The organism is Kineothrix sp. IPX-CK, from assembly GCF_039134705.1.
Lineage (GTDB): Bacteria > Bacillota > Clostridia > Lachnospirales > Lachnospiraceae > Kineothrix > Kineothrix sedimenti.
On the sequence record NZ_CP146256.1, the window covers coordinates 2,089,654 to 2,107,132 of the forward strand.

20 protein-coding genes are annotated in these 17,479 nt (G+C 44.6%); all 20 read left to right on the plus strand.

What is annotated here, in order from left to right:
* The first annotated feature begins 20 nt into the window (after positions 1-20).
* The 20 genes from fliF (at position 21) to fliQ (ending at position 17,477) form a co-directional block, all read left to right on the plus strand.
* Entirely contained in the window at positions 21-1,619 is a 1,599-nt protein-coding gene (gene fliF, locus V6984_RS10130) for a flagellar basal-body MS-ring/collar protein FliF (RefSeq protein ID WP_342759663.1), read from the plus strand.
* Positions 1,620-1,624: 5 nt separating this feature from the next.
* Positions 1,625-2,641, plus strand: a complete 1,017-nt coding sequence (gene fliG, locus V6984_RS10135; RefSeq protein WP_031390293.1) for a flagellar motor switch protein FliG — start codon at positions 1,625-1,627, stop codon at positions 2,639-2,641.
* Positions 2,634-3,527 carry a FliH/SctL family protein gene (locus V6984_RS10140; protein WP_342759664.1) on the plus strand — a complete coding sequence of 298 codons (894 nt, stop codon included), beginning with the start codon at positions 2,634-2,636 and terminating at the stop codon, positions 3,525-3,527. The genes fliG and V6984_RS10140 overlap by 8 nt, the downstream gene beginning before the upstream one ends.
* A gap of 126 nt (positions 3,528-3,653) precedes the next feature.
* Complete coding sequence (fliI, locus tag V6984_RS10145) at positions 3,654-4,913, plus strand: flagellar protein export ATPase FliI (protein WP_342759979.1); 1,260 nt, start codon at positions 3,654-3,656, stop codon at positions 4,911-4,913.
* An 8-nt stretch (positions 4,914-4,921) separates the two neighbouring features.
* A complete protein-coding gene (gene fliJ / locus V6984_RS10150; RefSeq protein ID WP_342759665.1) occupies positions 4,922-5,368 on the plus strand; it encodes a flagellar export protein FliJ in 447 nt (148 codons plus the stop codon).
* Complete coding sequence (locus V6984_RS10155) at positions 5,349-6,257, plus strand: hypothetical protein (RefSeq protein WP_342759666.1); 909 nt, start codon at positions 5,349-5,351, stop codon at positions 6,255-6,257. The genes fliJ and V6984_RS10155 overlap by 20 nt, the downstream gene beginning before the upstream one ends.
* Positions 6,258-6,334: 77 nt before the next feature.
* On the plus strand, positions 6,335-7,750 hold the full coding sequence (locus V6984_RS10160) for a flagellar hook-length control protein FliK (RefSeq protein WP_342759667.1): 1,416 nt from the start codon (positions 6,335-6,337) through the stop codon (positions 7,748-7,750).
* 83 nt (positions 7,751-7,833) lie between these two features.
* Positions 7,834-8,517 (plus strand): flagellar hook assembly protein FlgD, encoded by a 684-nt coding sequence (locus tag V6984_RS10165; RefSeq protein WP_342759668.1) that lies wholly within the window; start codon positions 7,834-7,836, stop codon positions 8,515-8,517.
* A 66-nt stretch (positions 8,518-8,583) separates the two neighbouring features.
* Positions 8,584-8,988: a TIGR02530 family flagellar biosynthesis protein gene (locus V6984_RS10170; protein ID WP_342759669.1), complete on the plus strand. Its 405-nt coding sequence runs from the start codon at positions 8,584-8,586 to the stop codon at positions 8,986-8,988.
* A gap of 85 nt (positions 8,989-9,073) precedes the next feature.
* Positions 9,074-10,885, plus strand: a complete 1,812-nt coding sequence (locus V6984_RS10175; protein WP_342759670.1) for a flagellar hook-basal body complex protein — start codon at positions 9,074-9,076, stop codon at positions 10,883-10,885.
* Positions 10,886-10,998: 113 nt separating this feature from the next.
* On the plus strand, positions 10,999-11,184 hold the full coding sequence (locus V6984_RS10180; RefSeq protein WP_342759671.1) for a flagellar FlbD family protein: 186 nt from the start codon (positions 10,999-11,001) through the stop codon (positions 11,182-11,184).
* 22 nt (positions 11,185-11,206) lie between these two features.
* Complete coding sequence (locus V6984_RS10185; protein ID WP_342759672.1) at positions 11,207-12,004, plus strand: motility protein A; 798 nt, start codon at positions 11,207-11,209, stop codon at positions 12,002-12,004.
* Positions 11,988-12,815 (plus strand): flagellar motor protein MotB, encoded by an 828-nt coding sequence (locus tag V6984_RS10190; protein ID WP_342759673.1) that lies wholly within the window; start codon positions 11,988-11,990, stop codon positions 12,813-12,815. The genes V6984_RS10185 and V6984_RS10190 overlap by 17 nt, the downstream gene beginning before the upstream one ends.
* Positions 12,816-12,837: 22 nt before the next feature.
* Entirely contained in the window at positions 12,838-13,356 is a 519-nt protein-coding gene (locus tag V6984_RS10195; protein WP_342759674.1) for a flagellar basal body-associated FliL family protein, read from the plus strand.
* A 33-nt stretch (positions 13,357-13,389) separates the two neighbouring features.
* The gene (gene fliM, locus V6984_RS10200) at positions 13,390-14,370 is read left to right on the plus strand and encodes a flagellar motor switch protein FliM (RefSeq protein ID WP_342759675.1); all 981 of its coding nucleotides are present in this window, start codon (positions 13,390-13,392) and stop codon (positions 14,368-14,370) included.
* Position 14,371: 1 nt separating this feature from the next.
* Positions 14,372-15,535 carry a flagellar motor switch phosphatase FliY gene (gene fliY / locus V6984_RS10205; protein ID WP_342759676.1) on the plus strand — a complete coding sequence of 388 codons (1,164 nt, stop codon included), beginning with the start codon at positions 14,372-14,374 and terminating at the stop codon, positions 15,533-15,535.
* 23 nt (positions 15,536-15,558) lie between these two features.
* Positions 15,559-15,921, plus strand: a complete 363-nt coding sequence (locus tag V6984_RS10210) for a response regulator (RefSeq protein ID WP_031390278.1) — start codon at positions 15,559-15,561, stop codon at positions 15,919-15,921.
* Positions 15,921-16,292, plus strand: coding sequence for a flagellar biosynthetic protein FliO (locus V6984_RS10215; protein ID WP_342759677.1), 372 nt, complete (start codon positions 15,921-15,923; stop codon positions 16,290-16,292). Before V6984_RS10210 ends, V6984_RS10215 begins: the two co-directional genes overlap by 1 nt.
* A gap of 16 nt (positions 16,293-16,308) precedes the next feature.
* The gene (gene fliP, locus V6984_RS10220) at positions 16,309-17,181 is read left to right on the plus strand and encodes a flagellar type III secretion system pore protein FliP (protein WP_342759679.1); all 873 of its coding nucleotides are present in this window, start codon (positions 16,309-16,311) and stop codon (positions 17,179-17,181) included.
* A 26-nt stretch (positions 17,182-17,207) separates the two neighbouring features.
* Positions 17,208-17,477, plus strand: coding sequence for a flagellar biosynthesis protein FliQ (fliQ, locus tag V6984_RS10225; RefSeq protein ID WP_342759680.1), 270 nt, complete (start codon positions 17,208-17,210; stop codon positions 17,475-17,477).
* Positions 17,478-17,479: the final 2 nt, after the last annotated feature.

Consider the following 17,479-nt stretch of genomic DNA (forward strand, 5'->3'; position numbering starts at 1 on the left):
TCAGATAAGGAGACTTTAACATGGCAGATAAGGTGAAAGAACTTTTAGGTAAAGTTCTTGAGTGGTGGAATAAATTTACCGCGAAGCAAAAAACGATTATCATTTCGGCGGCGGCCGGAATTATACTGATTATAGCAATTTTGATAGCGCTTCTTACGAGACCTCAATATGTTTTGCTTCTCAATTGCGAAACAACAAAGGAAGCGGCGGAAGTGACAGAACTTTTGGATGGAGGCGGCATCGATTATCAGGTATCCGATGATGGGTATCAGATTGAAGTCTTGAAATCACAGCAGTCGGACGCGAACCTTCTTCTAGGTGCTAACGACATCCAGTCCGCTGCATATAGCATCGATAATGTAACGAATGGGGGCTTCAGTACAACTGAATCGGATAAGCAGAAGAAATACCAGCTTTATATGGAGACAAGGCTGGAAAAAGAATTTATACAGAAGTTTTCCGCAATTAAAAGCGCCAGCGTGGAATTGTCCATACCGGAAAATGACGGAACTCTCATTTCTACTGAGGAGGAAGCTTTTGCAAGCATTCTGCTCGAATTAAACGGAGAATTTACTACAGATAATGCGGCGTATTTAGCGAGAGCGGTAGCGACTGCTATAGGAAACACTACGACCAATAATGTGGTTATCCTCGATACGGAAGGGAACATGCTGTTTTCGGGAGATGACAATTACACTACATCGGGTCTGGCTAATTCCCAGCTCAATGTAAAGACACAGGCGGAAAGCCTTGTGAAGAATGAAGTGAAAAGAGTGCTGCTTGGGACCAACGAGTTTGATAATATCGAGGTTGCAAGCAATTTAGTGTTGGATTTTTCGACTACGGATACTACGGAGCATACCTATACTCCTGCGGATGGACAGACCCAGGGGGTACTCAGCCACGAGGATGTTTACAGTTCGGATTCTACCAATTCCAACGGAGGTGTGCCCGGAACGGATTCCAATGATCAGACGACCTACGTAGTGCAGGACAATGCCAACAGCAGTTCTACCGTAACGGAGGAGTCCAGAGATTATCTTCCGAACGAGACCATAACCAATGCAAGCACCCCTGCGGGCCGCATCAACTATGACGAGTCTTCTGTTTCAGTTACGGGAATCGTTTATAAAGTAGTGCACGAAGAAGATGCTAAGAGACAGGGACTTTTGGATGGAATATCATGGGATGAATACAAGTCGGCCAATACAGGAAGAACGAAAGTAGACGTGGAAGCGGAAATGTATGATGTAGTAGCTAATGCCACCGGCATCAATTCGGAAGCTATTACGATTGTGGCTTATAGTGAGAATCTGTTCTTCGACAGCGAAGGACTTAATATGACGGCTACGGATGTGATTCAGATATTGTTGGTTGTTGTAATTCTCGCCCTTCTCGCTTTTGTAATACTGAGAAGTATGCGCGGAGAGAAAGAAAGGGAAGTGGAGGAGGAGCTTTCCGTGGAGTCCCTGCTTCAATCTACTCCGATTGTAGAACTTGAAAGCCTTGGACCGGAAAATGAATCCGAGACGAGAAAGATGATTGACAGATTTGTAAGTGAGAATCCGGAAGCAGCGGCCAGCCTGCTTAGAAACTGGCTGAATGAAGACTGGGGGTAAAGGGAATGTCCAGAACTGGGGATGAAAAAATCGCGGGACTTCAGAAAGCAGCCATTTTGCTGATTGCGCTGGGACCGGAACGGTCTGCGATGATATTTAAGCATTTGAAGGAAGAAGAAATAGAAGAGTTAACTTTGGAAATAGCGAATACGAGAAGTATTACACCGCAATTAAAAGAAGAAATATTAGACGAATTTTATCAGGTTTGCCTCGCTCAACAGTATATAGCAGAGGGCGGCATCGGTTATGCGAAGGAGCTTTTGGAAAAAGCTCTGGGTTCGGAAAAAGCGATGGATGTTATCAGTAAGCTGACCGCATCTTTACAGGTTAAGCCTTTCGAATTTATCAGGAAGACGGATGCATCGCAGCTTCTCAACTTTATTCAGGACGAGCATCCGCAGACGATTGCACTTATCATGTCATATTTGTCATCAGCGCAGTCTGCGCTCATCATATCGGCGTTGCCCCCGGACAGACAGGCGGACGTGGCAAGGCGTATTGCAGTAATGGACAGAACCAGTCCGGATGTAATAAAAGAGGTGGAGAAAGTGCTGGAATCCAAGCTTGCATCTTTGGTAAATCAGGATTACACGATTATCGGCGGTGTAGATGCGGTAGTAGACATTTTGAATACGGTAGACCGTGGTACCGAGAAGCATATTATGGAGACTTTGGAAATCGAAGAGCCGGAACTTGCGGACGAAATCAGAAAGAAGATGTTCGTATTCGAGGATATCTTGTTGCTTGACGACAGAGCGATTCAGAGAGTCCTGCGCGACGTGGACAATAATGACCTTGCAATTGCACTCAAAGGCTCTAATGAACAGGTTCAGAATACGATATTTAACAATATGTCCAAACGCCTTTCTGTTATGATTAAAGAAGATATGGAATTCATGGGGCCTATACGTATGAAGGATGTGGAAGAGGCTCAGCAGAAGATAGTTAATATCATAAGAAAACTGGAAGATTCGGCAGAAATTGTTATCTCCAGAGGTGGAGGTGACGAGATTATTGTCTAAGAATATTTATAAATTCAATCAGATTACCGTACAAAACGATGATGCTTTGATGATAGATAATAATGAAAAGGTCGCGAAGAAAATAGAGTATCTGGAGGGCCTGATGCTAAAGGAAGCGGGGAGCGAGAGCGGTACAGATACACTGGGCGGTTTTTCATCGGGTCTGAATGCGGGGCAAGTGGATGCTTTGCTTGCAGACGACGAGGGAGGTTCCGTGATAAAGGCTGTTCAGCCGGAGAATGCGGAAGGTGAAGACGCAGGAGAGTCCTTACAGACAGTATCCGCACAGGTTCAGGAAATTTTGGACAAGGCGCACGGCGAAGCGGAGGACATTAAGTCTGAGGCTCTGGCGAGAGCGCAACAGGAGAGCGAGGAACTGAAACAGCGCGCTTTTGAGGAAGGAAAAGTGAAGGGATACGACGATGGTTATAATGAGGGCATGGCAAAAATAGAAGCTCAGAGAAAAAAGCTGGAAGAGGAACGAGTTAGTCTGGAAAAGGATTATCAGGAGCTTGTAAAGACGCTGGAACCGAGATTCGTAGAAAGCCTGACCGATATTTATGAGAAAATATTCAAAGTGGATTTGGCGAAGGAACAGAATATCATCGTACATTTGATATCCACTGCGATGCACAAAATAGAGGGGAGCAGTAATTATCTGATTCATGTCTCCAAGGAGGATTATTCTTATGTCAGCATGAAGAAGGAAGAGCTGTTAGCCAGTGCGGTATCTTCCGGAGCATCCATAGAGATTGTAGAAGATATAACGCTCTGTTCAAACGAATGTATGATAGAGACGGATGGAGGAGTATTCGACTGTGGATTAGGGACGCAGTTGGAGGAGCTTTCACAGAAACTCAGGCTTCTATCTTATGCGAAAGAATAGTAATACGAACATTTTGTATTGAGCATTACCAATGGGAGTAATAAATACATATGAGGTGGGCCGATATTGAGAGCAACAATTGATTTTATTAAATATGAAAAATTGATAGAAGGTACTTACTACAGGATGAAGGGAAAAGTGGTCAACCTCGTTGGACTGACGATCGAGTCGTTAGGACCGGATGCGAAGCTTGGCGATATCTGCCTGATATATCCCGATACGGGAGAGGACGCGAAGCCGGTGATGGCAGAAGTAGTAGGTTTCAAAGACAAGAAGACGATTTTAATGCCTTATGAACCTATGGAGGGCGTTGGCTTCGGAAGTATAGTGGAGAATACAAGAGCTCCTCTTACAATACAAGTGAGCGAGGAGCTCTTAGGACGGACTCTGGACGGTTTAGGGAGACCGGTTTCAGAGGGCGTGACTGTAAGCGGACGGACCTATTCTGTAGAAGCGTTGCCTCCGGATCCGCTTAGCAGAGACATTATCGACGATGTTCTTCCTTTGGGAGTAAAAGCGGTGGACGGACTTCTGACCGTTGGAAAAGGGCAGAGGGTCGGTATATTCGCCGGTTCGGGAGTGGGCAAATCCACATTGTTAGGAATGTTCGCGAGGAATACGAAAGCGGATATTAACGTTATCGCGCTGATTGGAGAACGAGGACGGGAAGTTCGTGAATTTATAGAAAGAGATTTGGGCCCGGAGGGGATGAAACGTTCCGTCGTAGTGGTGGCGACTTCGGACAAACCGGCCCTTGAACGTAATAAAGCTGCTAAGACGGCTACCGCTATTGCGGAATATTTCAGGGATCAGGGAAAAGACGTCTTGTTTATGATGGATTCCCTTACCCGTTTTTCCATGGCACAGAGGGAAATTGGTCTTGCCAGCGGAGAACCACCCGTTTCGAGAGGATATCCGCCTAGCGTATATTCTGAAATGCCGAAGCTTTTGGAGCGTGCGGGACGATCTAAAAGGGGCTCCATAACGGGATTGTACACAGTACTTGTAGATGGTGATGACTTCAACGAACCTATTACGGATACGGCGAGGAGTATTCTGGACGGACATATCATGCTCAGCAGAAAGCTGGCACATAGGAATCATTATCCTGCAATCGATGTTTTACAGAGCATATCCCGTTGTATGAGCCAGATTGCAGACCGTGAGCATAAGCAGACGGCGGGCAAGCTGAAGAACGTCCTTGCTACGTACAATGAAGCGGAGGATTTGATTAATATAGGCGCTTATAAGAGTGGCAGCAATGCCAACATTGATTATGCTATTCAAAAAATCGATGCCGTGAATTCGTTTTTGACGCAGGCGGTGGAGGAAAAATACAGTTTCGAAGAATCCGTGAGAAATATGGAAGATTTATTTAAAGATTAGAGGGTCTTATGCCGAAATTTATATATAGGATGCAGAGCATTCTGAGTCTGAAATATAAGATGGAAGAGCAGGTGAAAATGGAATTTGCCGCTGCCAGAATGCGCTTGGATGAGGAGGAGGAGAAATTAAGACGCCTCTTTGAAAGAAAAGCGTACTATGAAGAAGAAGGCCGCAGACTTAGGGAACATAATTTGAACGTGCAGGATATCATGGATAATAAGAATGCAATTTTGCAGATGAACGATTATATAGAGAATCAAAAAATCGAAGTGCGTCGCGCAGAGGATGAACTGGAAAGGAAGAGGAAGAAGCTTCAGGAGATCATGCAGGAGCGCAAGGTGCAGGAGAAACTGCAGGAAAAGGCTTTTGAGGAATTCATAAAGGAAGAAAACTCTGCGGAAAGCAAGGAAGTAGATGAACTGACCAGTTATACATATGGACGGAGAAGAAGGTGAGAAAATGCCAAATACAGAGGTTATTACAGACATTGACCAGATAACAGATAAAAAGAAGCTGGCAGAAGAAAAAAAGCGGCTCAAGTCAGATCAAAAGGAGCAGAAAAAGGAAGCGAAAAGGCGGGCCAAGGAGCTTTATCTTCAGGAGGCACAGCTGGATGATGACAGTGGGGCCAGCGGCGTATCGGTTTTTCTGGTAACGGCGCTCATTGTAGTGGTGTGGATAGCTATTCTCTGCTTATTGGTGAAGCTGGATGTAGGTGGTTTCGGTTCTGGAGTGCTCGCACCTGTTTTGAAAGATGTACCGGTAATTAATAAGATTCTCCCGTCGACAGAAGGCGCTACTGATGTGACGATGGAAACGGGGGAGGACTACGGCGGCTATAAGAGCCTTGCGGAAGCAGTCAGATACATTAAGGAATTGGAGCTTGAACTGCAGAGCGCACAATCAGCACAATCCACGAGTTCAGAAGAGGTTGCAAATCTAAAGGCGGAAGTTGAAAGATTAAAGACCTTCGAGAACAATCAGGTGGAATTCCAGAGAATCAAGACGGAGTTCTATGAAGAAGTAGTATATGCGGAAAATGGGCCTGGAGCAGAGGAATATAAGAAATATTACGAGAGTATCGACCCTACTACGGCAGAATATCTATACAAGCAAGTGGTACAGCAGGTAGAGGAAAGTGACGATGTGAAGGAATATGCGCAGGCGTATTCGGAGATGAAGCCGAAGGAGGCCGCGGCCATTTTTGAGTCTATGACCGACAATCTCGGTCTGGCATCGAGAATCCTTTCCGTGATGAGTGCAGAGGACAGAGGAAAAATCTTAGGAGCGATGGATTCCGCTACTGCAGCGCGCATTACCAAGATTATGGACCCTGAGTCTTAATGATGATATATAAGGTGGGAAACCGCATTTATATATAAATGTACATAAAAATTTAATAAGAAAGGAGGTAGAACGCGATGAGTACACCGGTAAAAGGTATCAATCCGTTGATGAATTACGTATCCACGAAGCAGACGGGAAGTATACCTGGCAATCTGGCAGGAAGTTTTTCAGATACTTTCAACAAAGCGTCGGGTCAGACGGACATACAGGATACGTCTCTTTCTAACGACAATACGGTGAAGAGCTCTCAGGTAAAGGTGAGTCGTACCGATAAGAGAGGTTTGGACACCAAAGACAGCAGTGCTGAAACAAAGGTGGAGAATGTACAAGGCACTAGCGTGGACAAGACCACAGCGGATACGGTGCGCAAGGCGGGAGAGGAATTAGCCAAGGAAGTTTCTCAGGAACTGGGCATCTCGGTGGAGGAAGTTGAAGCCGCTATGGAGACCCTAGGGCTTACCATGGCAGATTTGCTGAATCCTGATAACATGACACAGCTGGTTCTGACGCTTAAAGGCGCAGACATGCTGACGGTAATGACGGACGAAGGGCTTTATAATTCTCTCAAGAATCTTTTGGGAAAAGTGAATGAAACGCTGAACGTCTTGCAGGAGCAGACTGGCCTGACGCAGGAGGAAATCACAGCAATTCTAGAGCAGGCGGCTTCTAAAGAAATGCAACCTGAAGCGGATGATCACGTAAAAGCTATGAGTGCAGAAGCCACTAAAGCGGTGCCCGAAGAGCAGAAGGATTATACCGTAACTGTAGAGCACGACGGTGAAGCGGTGGAAATCAATGTAAAAGCAGATGGGAGCGTCAAGGAAGAAAGCCCTGAATTGGTTTCTGAGAAGGTGGAGGCACCTGAGGAAGAGACAGCGGATAGTCCTAAGAATGGTTCTTCACAGAGAGATTCTTCATCCCACGGAAGTAATATTTATGATAATGTATTGTTGGAAAGCTTGTTGAACCGAAATAATACTACGTCCGCTTCAGATGCGGTATTCGAAAGCACCATGGCGGGCCAGACGGCAAATACACAGGACATCATGAATCAAATCATGGATTACATGAAGGTTCAAATAAAGACGGATATGACGCAGATGGAAATACAACTTCACCCTGCAAGTCTTGGTACGGTCAACATCAACATTACAGCCAAGGACGGCGTGATTACAGCACAGTTCTTAACGCAGAACGAATCGGTGAAAGCGGCAATCGAAAGCCAGATAGTGCAGCTTCGAAATAACTTCGAAGAACAGGGTCTGAAAGTGGAAGCGGTAGAAGTCACCGTAGAAAGTCACCAGTTTGAAAGAAATCTAAATGGCGATGGAAGCGGGCAGGAGCAAGCGCAGCAGGGAAAGAAGAAGGGCATTAGGAAGATCAATCTGAATGAATTGAATCCAGAAAGTGAAGTGGAACTGAACGAAGAAGAACAAATTGCTGTAGCGATGATGACAGCGGATGGCAGTACAGTAGATTTCACGGCTTAACCTCATGTATTAAGAATTTTATGTAGTATTATTTTTTAGACTAATATGAAATGTAAGAAAAACACTTACGGAAAGGAGAATGTATGTCAGTAACAGCAAAAATAGAAGACGGAAAAGTAGTAGAAAGCACATCGGCGTCTTCCCTGGCAAATAGTACATCAAAAGATAAATCAACTCTTGATAAGGATGCATTTTTGGGTCTGCTTGTAGCACAGATGAAATATCAGGATCCGCTTGAGCCTACCTCGAATACGGAATTTGTTGCGCAGTACGCACAGTTTTCATCCTTGGAACAGATGCAAAATATGAGTGCTACATTGGAACTGTCCAGAGCCTCTACGCTTGTAGGACAAGTAGTTAGTGTCAATACGACGAACAGCAGTGGTCAGACAACGCAGATTCAAGGCAAGGTGGATTACGTAGTTTATGAAAATAGCAAAGCTTATGTATCCATAGGAGGTGCTCTTTATTCGCTGGACGATGTATATGGAGTTGCCGATCAGGAATATTTGGATGCTTATGATTTAGCAGTGAGTTTTGCGGTTGAAATGGCCAAGCTGCCTTCATCCAAAGAAAAACTGACTCTGGACAACAAGGAAAAGATTGACGAGCTGAATGAAACCTACAACGGAATGACGGCTTACCAGAAGACCTTTATTGCATCTGATTATGTAACCAAGCTGAAGGAGTATACTGAACGCATTGAGGAACTGGTCAAGGATCAGGAAGAAAATAATGCCGGATTAGACGACGATAGTGATGATTAGAGCTTTGAAGCTAGTCGGGACGGTCTTAGATGCCAAGGATGGGAGAAGCTCAAGGAGGAGAAGATTATGAAGATTCAAAATAATCAATTCCTTTCCATAGAACAACTGCAGGCAAAATATTTTACGCAGGCAGAACAAAGCCGTAAAATCGCGGGAGAGAGCGGAGTCTCTTTTTCTGATTTACTTAATAAAACTGCAAAAGCGGCTGAGAGTGCAGGGGAAGTAAAATTTTCCAAACATGCGGTAAATCGTCTGGCGGAGCGAAACATAGAGCTTACGGATAACCAGAAGGAGAGGCTGCAGGTAGGAACGATGAAAGCAGGATTGAAAGGAATTCATGAGTCACTGGTGCTTGTCGACCAACTGGCCTTTATCGTAAATGTTCCCAATAATACGGTAGTGACGGCTATGAAACAGACGGAAACAGATGAAAATGTATTTACCAATATCGATGGCGCGGTAATTATGTGAGCCGGACCTTACAAGGGGGCTGCCGTTCCGGAATGACAGAAGGAACGAGGCGGCATCGTGCGGTATAAAAAGGAGGTCATTCATTATGATGAGATCATTGTATTCTGGTGTAGCGGGACTTAGAGCGCACCAGACAAAAATGGATGTTATCGGTAACAATATCGCTAACGTCAATACGACAGCTTATAAATCACAGTCTGTGACATTCAGAGATCTGATGTATCAGACGACACAGGCAGCGTCCGGAGCGAATGCGGAGACAGGTGTAGGCGGTACTAATGCCAAGCAGATCGGTCTCGGCGTAGTTACGGGAGCGATCAATACGGCTATTTCTCAGCAGGGATCTGCGCAGACGACGAACAATCCGTTTGATATTATGATAACGGGCGACGCTTTCTTCGTAGTGAGTAACGGCACGGAGAATTTCTTTACAAGAGACGGTTCTTTCTATGTGGACGGTGCAGGAAACCTCGCCATGACCAGCACCGGCTATAATGTTATGGGGTGGAAGGTGGATCCGACCACCGGAGAGCCGAAAGCGGATACGGTAACGGCACTTAAAATCATGGACGATACGAATATGACCTATCCTCCGGAAGCGACCAGCGAGGCGAGAGTGACGGGTATCATCGATAAAAATGATACGAAGGTAAACAGCACTTCCGGGAGGATCATGAACTTCGAATTCTATGATGATATGGGGTATAAGTATACGGCTAAATATAGTATTCACTCTACAACAACAGCCGGACAGTACTATATCGAGTTAGATGATATTCTGGATTCTAATGGCAGTAGTATAGGAGCTGATTTGGATGAGGTATCTTTCGGCGGAGCCTTGGATGTAGCCGTGTCGGAGGCGTATACTCTTGTGAACGGTTCAGCCACCGGATCCGGAGCATATACGATTACAAGCGGAACGAATACATTCAGTGGGAATGTGGGTACTCCGGTAACAGCAGTGCCTTTAGATGGAACGCCTGAGAGAGCGGCGCTGGAAGCTGCTTACAGCGATATTGATTTCGATGAGGTTACGTCATTTACAATTGATGGGAACGGTCAATTAACGGTAGATGCGGGAGCCGCGGCCGGTACGACAGCAACGGCAAGCAGCGGCACGTTTGAGGCGGCCTCGGTAGCAGTAACGAACGGAACCTTAACTATGACCTTTACACCGCCGGGAGGAGAACTCACTACATTTACTGACGAAGATAAAGCCAATTTTAAAACGCTTTATGGGTTGGATATCGATGCGGAGGGAGTAACGGCATTAACAGTAGCGGCGGATGGAACGCTGACTGTTAAGTCTAAGACGGTACAAAATGCAGCATATCTTACGTATAGTACATCGAATGGAAAATTCACATCTGTAGGTGGTAACAGTGCGGGGACTATAAGCATGAGTTTTGGATCGCTTGGCAATTTTTCTGCGATTAATATTGATTTTTCAACTACACAAAACGTAAATAATAACGGTTCCAGTACGGTGGCTATGACGAGCGGAGATTCCGACGGACTCGGTGCCGGACGAAAAACAGGCGAGATGATTGCTATTTCCATAAGCAAGGATGGTATTATTACCGCATCCTATGACAATGGGCAGAGTAAGTGCCTTGGACAGATCGCGACCGCAGTATTCGCGAATCCATCCGGTTTGGAGAAGCAGGGCGATAACCTGTATTCTGCTACTATGAACTCCGGCGCCTTCGATGGCACGGGCGTAGATATTACAGCTAACGGCGGCTATATGCAGACCGGCGTTCTCGAGATGAGTAACGTAGACTTGTCTCAGGAGTTTACGGAAATGATTACGACGCAGAGAGGTTTTCAGGCAAACAGTCGAATAATTACAGTTTCCGACACAATGTTAGAAGAATTGACAAACCTTAAACGTTAGTAATATAATGTAAAGGAACACAGCATAATGGGGAACTTGGAACCAGGTTCCCCGTCATCTTGTAGGGCTGCGGGCTGGAGGGGCCTTTAAGTCCAGGAGAGGAGAGGGTAAAAATGATAGAGGTAACAAAGATAAACGGAGCAAAAATATTGATTAATCCGGATTTGATCGAACTGGTGGAGGAGACACCAGATACAGTCGTTTCATTTACTACAGGCCGCAAAATAATTGTAAAAGAAAGTAGACAAGAGGTGAAAAATCTAGTAAAATCGTATAGAAAGGATATTTTTGCGGATTAACGCGGAAATAAGGTAACAACTTGTGGATATAGCATCGATATTGGGTCTTATTTTATGCGGCGTCGTGTTTATATTTGGTATTTTAACCAGCGGGGGAGTGTCAGCGCTTGGCAATTTCTTGGATGTGCCTTCTATTTTTATTACTTTCGGAGGTTCTTTGTGCTGTGTGTTGGCGTCATATTCACTGCAGAATTTTAAGGAAGGACTTATGAGCTTTCGCTTGGTACTGAAAACGCCTGATAATGATACATCTGTTACAATCAGGAAGATTATTGAGCTGTCCAATATAGCCCGCAAGGAAGGACTCCTCGCACTGGAGGAGAGAGCGGCAGATCTTGATGATGAGTTTTTGAAGAAGGGAATTCTCCTCATCGTAGATGGTACAGATCAGGAATTGGTTCGCGCCATAATGGATACGGAGCTTGCCAGCATAGAGGAAAGACATAAGACAAAGATAGGTTTTTGGGACGCGCTCGGAGCGATGGGACCTGCATGGGGTATGATCGGTACCCTTGTCGGTCTGGTGAATATGCTCAATAAGATGAGCGATCCGTCAGCAGTGGGTCCTGGTATGGCGACCGCACTTATTACGACTTTATACGGTTCGCTTTTGGCAAACTGGGTCTGCACTCCGGTTGCGAGTAAATTGAGAGAAAGCAATGCGGAAGAGGCTCGTTTGAAGGGAATCATGATTGAAGGACTTCTCTCCATTCAAGCGGGTGAGAACCCGCGGGTTATAGAAGAGAAATTGAAAGCATTCCTGTCTCCGAAGGACAGAGAAAGCTGGGACAGCGAAAACGGAGGTGAACCGGTTGGCTAGAAATAAGAAAGAGGAACCGCCCAAGGGTTCGCCGGCATGGATGGCGACTTTCGCCGATCTCATGAATCTGCTTCTATGTTTTTTTGTTCTGCTTTTTTCCATGTCTTCAGTGGATGCGCAGAAATTCAGTTTGATGGCAGAATCATTCAGTCAGGCGTTCAGTATATTCGACGGCGGCGGAGCCTCATCAAAAGGCGGTATTCTAATTAGCAATGGTGTTAACCAGCTTTTTGAGCTGGAGCAATACATAAACAGTTCTGGAGAGATAGAAGAAGGGGAGATTACTCCGGAGGATACTCCAGACACTCTCAGTGAAGCTGAGAAGAAGATTGAAGAAGCCAAGTTAAGGGAATCGGAAGAGCTTTCCGAGAGGTTGGAAGAGGCGATTGCCGAACAAAGTCTCAGCGATGTGCTGGATGTTGAATTTACCTCTCAATATGTTCAGATTACGCTTCAAGGGTCCTTGTTGTTTGACTCCGGAAGTACCGTGCTCAAGGAGGAATCCTTACCGGTATTAGACAAGATAGGCGTTATGCTGGAACGTTATGCGCAGAGCACGATAGAGGTAGAAGGGCATACGGACAATGTTCCGATGTCGGGATCAAAGTATTCCAACAATGATGAATTGAGCAGCGGAAGGGCGCTCTCGGTATTCAATTACCTGATTGAACATGCGAATCTTGACCCTGCAATCATTAAACATTCCGGTCGCGGAGAATATGTTCCTATAGCGGACAATTCCACTGCTGAGGGCCGGGCACTGAACAGAAGGGTAGAAATAAGAATTTACAATTCGCTAAGTTCCTATTAAACGAGCGGGAGGAAGTTTTAAAATGAAGAATAATTTATTGTCTGTACTGGTACTCGGTTTGCTGATCGTGAATATTGTATTAACATCTATTATGATGTTCAGCGTGACCGGTGCTTCTAAGAAGACAACAGAACTTGTGACGGATATCGCATCAGTACTTCGTTTGGAATTAGGAGAAGCGGGAGATGCGGAAGCTGTTCCGCTGTCACAGACGCAAGTGTATAATATCTCGGAACCTATGACGGTTACTCTGAAAGGTAGTGAGGATGGAACTCCCCACTATTGTCTGGCATCTGTAGCACTTTCCCTGAATACAAAGGCAGATGGATATAAGGATTATGGAAGCTCTGAAAGTATGGCGACTTATGAGCCGCTTGTTACGAGTGAAATTATAGACATAATTGGAAGTTATACGATGGATGAGCTTATGACAAGCGATACGCAGAATGAGGTCAAGCGGGAAATCTTGAGAAGAATTCAGCGTATGTTTGATTCGGAATTTGTTTATAATGTTTCGTTTAGTGATATTAAGTTCCAATAATCTGCTAGGAGAAATAGGCAGGAGGTGACTTGAGTGGGTGAGGTGCTGTCACAAAACGAAATCGACAATTTGCTCGCAGCATTAAGTACGGGTGAATTGGATGTAGATGATATGCAGGAGCATGGTGAGAAGCAGGTGAAGAACTATGACTTCAAACGTCCTGCGAAGTTCTCCAAGGAACATTTGAGAACTTTGGAAATTATACATGAGCATTATGGAAGATTGATATCTACGAACTTGCCGGTTTATTTGCGTAAAAATATACAAGTCAGCGTGGCGAGTTCAGAAGCGGTTACTTTTTCGGAATTTTCAAATGCATTGTCCAATCCGGTTATTCTGGGAATCGTAAATTTCTCGCCGCTGCCCGGAAGTATTATCGTGGAGTTGTCTTGTAATCTGGGCTTTGCGATGATAGACAGAATGCTGGGCGGATCGGGAGGTGCATTGGAGAAGAACAGAGATTTTTCCGAAATAGAGATGACTATTATAGAGAAGATAATGATAGTCTGCATGCAGCTTATGCGGGAGCCGTGGAAAAATGTTGTGGATGTGAATCCGATGATGGAAAGAATCGAGACGAATTCGCAGTTCGCACAGGTTATTGCACCGAGCGATATGATAGCGATTGTCACTTTGAATATGAAAATCGGCGATGTAGAGGGATTAATGAATATATGTCTTCCTTACTTCACGCTGGAAGATGTCATGGACAAGCTGAATACGAAGTATTGGTATTCCACCATGCAGGAAAAGAACGACGAGAATTATGAAGAATACATCGAAGCACTGATTCGGAGGGTTGATATCCCGGTGAAAGCGATTCTGGGAAGAAGCAGTGTTTTGGTCAATGATTTTGTTAATTTACAGCCGGGCGATATTATCAGGCTGGATAAAAGGGTCGACAATGAACTTAGCGTTTATGTCGGAAATATAAAGAAATTCACCGCGTTACCGGGCTCCAGCAAAGATAAATATGCGGTAAGAGTCACCTCGGTAATCAGAGAGGGGGAATAACATGGATGGAATGTTATCTCAAGACGAAATAAATGCGTTATTGAACGGGATGGACCTATCGGAGGAAGATGGAGGAGAAGAATCGTCGGCTTCGGCTGTATCAGCCGTTTATGTAGACGATAGCTTACTTTCCGAAGTGGAAAAGGATGCCATTGGAGAAATCGCCAATATCAGCATGGGATCGTCAGCAACGACATTGTATTCTTTAGTTAATCGAAAAGTTAATATTACAACTCCCCGAGTGACGTTATCCAATTGGGCGAATATGACGGAGGATTATGAGAGGCCTTGCGTTTTTATTCAGATAAGGTATACCTCGGGCTTGGAAGGCTCCAATATTTTAGTGCTAAAGGAGCATGATGTTAAGATTATTACCGACCTTATGATGGGCGGCGATGGAACAAACACGGATGGTGAGTTGGGAGAGATGCATCTTAGTGCGATTTCCGAAGCAATGAACCAGATGATGGGATCTGCGGCTACTTCTCTTTCTACAATGCTCGGTACGATGATCGATATCAGCCCTCCGGATGCCAGTCTTGTCGACTTGAATGCATTCAAGTCGGGCAGTGATATTGCTTCTTTTTTGGATGGCACATTTGTGAAAATTTCCTTCAGGATGCAAATTGGAGATTTGGTGGACAGCACGATCATGCAGTTATATCCAATCGATTTTGCAAAGACGTTATATGAGACTTTTATAAATAACCAAATGGAAAATTCACAGCCTGTACCTACAGCAATTCCGGCACCGGAACCGCCGCAGATACAGAATATACCGCCGCAGATGGCAGCAATAGGAGGCAACGGAATGCAGCAGCAGATGGCAATGATGGGGATGCCGCAAGTGGCTATGCCACAGATGCAGAATATGAATGTTCAGCCTGCACAGTTCCAGAATTTCACAACCGATTACAGCGGGATTCAAAGCAATGAAAATATCGGCTTAATCATGGACGTACCGCTAGAAGTAACTGTTGAACTGGGCAGAACGAGTAAATCGATATCTGAAATTTTAGATTTCGCTCCGGGTACAATTATTGAACTCGACAAGATTGCCGGAGAACCGATAGATGTTTTGGTAAATGGCAAATTTGTAGCTAAAGGTGAAGTTGTGGTAATCGAAGAAAGTTTCGGTATCCGAGTAACAGAAATTATTAAATAAGAAGAGAAATAGGAGAAAGAGATATGGCAAAGAACATTTTAATTTGCGACGATGCTGCATTCATGCGTATGATGATTAAAGATATCCTTACGAAAAACGGATACAATGTTGCGGGTGAAGCGGAAAACGGAGTGAAGGCAGTGGAGAAGTATGGCGAATTGAATCCCGACCTTGTCCTTATGGATATTACCATGCCGGAAATGGACGGAATCATGGCATTGAAGAAAATTAAAGAGGCAGATCCTTCCGCTCTCGTAATCATGTGCTCTGCAATGGGTCAGCAGGCGATGGTTATCGAATCCATTCAGGCAGGAGCAAAGGATTTTATCGTTAAGCCTTTCCAAGCGGATCGTGTTTTGGAGGCTGTTAAGAAAGTAGTTGGATAATGATGCTGCTTACCGTATCAAATAGTACAAATTCGTATTTGCAGTTTTTGACGGTGCTCATTATATTTGTTTTCGTGCTGGGAATCACTTGGTTTTTTACCAGATGGATGGCCAATCTGCAGAAGGGAAGGACGTACGGAGCGAATATAGAGGTTATAGAGACGTACAAAATTACTGCAAATAAATATATTCAGATAATAAAGACCGGAGATAAGTATCTTGCTATAGGAATAGGAAAAGATACGATTACGATGCTTGCAGAGATACCCGCCGAGCAGATTCATTTACCGGATAAAGCGGGGGATACTATGCCCGATTTTAAGAAGATATTTGAAAAAGCGAAGATTACGGATAAAGACCGAAAGAAATGAAGAATAGGCGAGATATATGAGAACAATTTTTTCCGGAAGAAGGATGATAAAAATAATATGCCTGCTGTTTTCGGTGGGCATATTATTGTGTGCAGCCAGACCGGTTTCCGCTTATGCAGCGGATACAAGGGAATCGAATCTGACAGGTACTACTGATGAAAGAACCAATATCAGTAATCCGGGCGATGCACAGACGCCGGAGGATTTAAAGGAACTTAATATAGCGAATACCGTGACCCTTACTTATGATGAGGGGAACGGACAATTAAATGGCAGCCTGAGAATTCTCTTGACGCTTACCTTGATAGCGCTTGCACCAACGCTGATTATAATGCTTACCTCGTTTACCAGAATTATTATCGTTCTGCATTTTACGAGGGCGGCTTTGAATACCCAAACGGCGCCCCCGAATCAGGTGTTGATTGGGTTAGCTTTGTTTTTGACTTTTTTCATTATGCAGCCTACTTTGTCAAAGGTATACGAGGAGGCGGTAGTGCCTTTCGAAGCAGGAGAAATGGATCAGGCCGAGGCTTTGGAGGTCGGTATACAGCCTTTTAGGGATTTCATGTACGGACAGACACTTGCGAAGGATGTAAGACTGTTCATGGAGATCAGTAATACGGAATGGCAGGGAGACTTGGCCAGTATTCCAACCAGCGTTCTGATTCCCAGCTTTATTATCAGCGAGCTTCGGACAGCGTTTATTATAGGATTTTTGATTTATATTCCATTTATCGTCATAGATATGGTTGTGGCTTCGACGCTCATGAGTATGGGTATGATGATGCTGCCGCCCACCACGATTTCCATGCCTTTTAAGATACTTTTGTTCGTACTGGCAGACGGCTGGAACTTAATTATAGGAAGTTTGGTAAAGACCTTTTATTAAATGATAAAAGCGAAAGGGAGTAATGTATGACAATTGATGACATAACCGCGATTTCTTCGACTGCATTATATTTGATTATAAAGACATCGGCTCCTGTTCTGCTCGTGTCGCTTATTGTAGGTTTAATTATCAGTATTTTTCAGACCGTTACATCGATTCAGGAGCAGACGCTTACCTTCGTTCCGAAAATCATTTGTGTATTTTTGTCGATTATGGTGTTGGGGCATTGGATGATGAACGGCATGTCGGAGTTTATGGTGAGTCTGTGGTCTGATTTCAGTGTCTATATAAGGTAGCA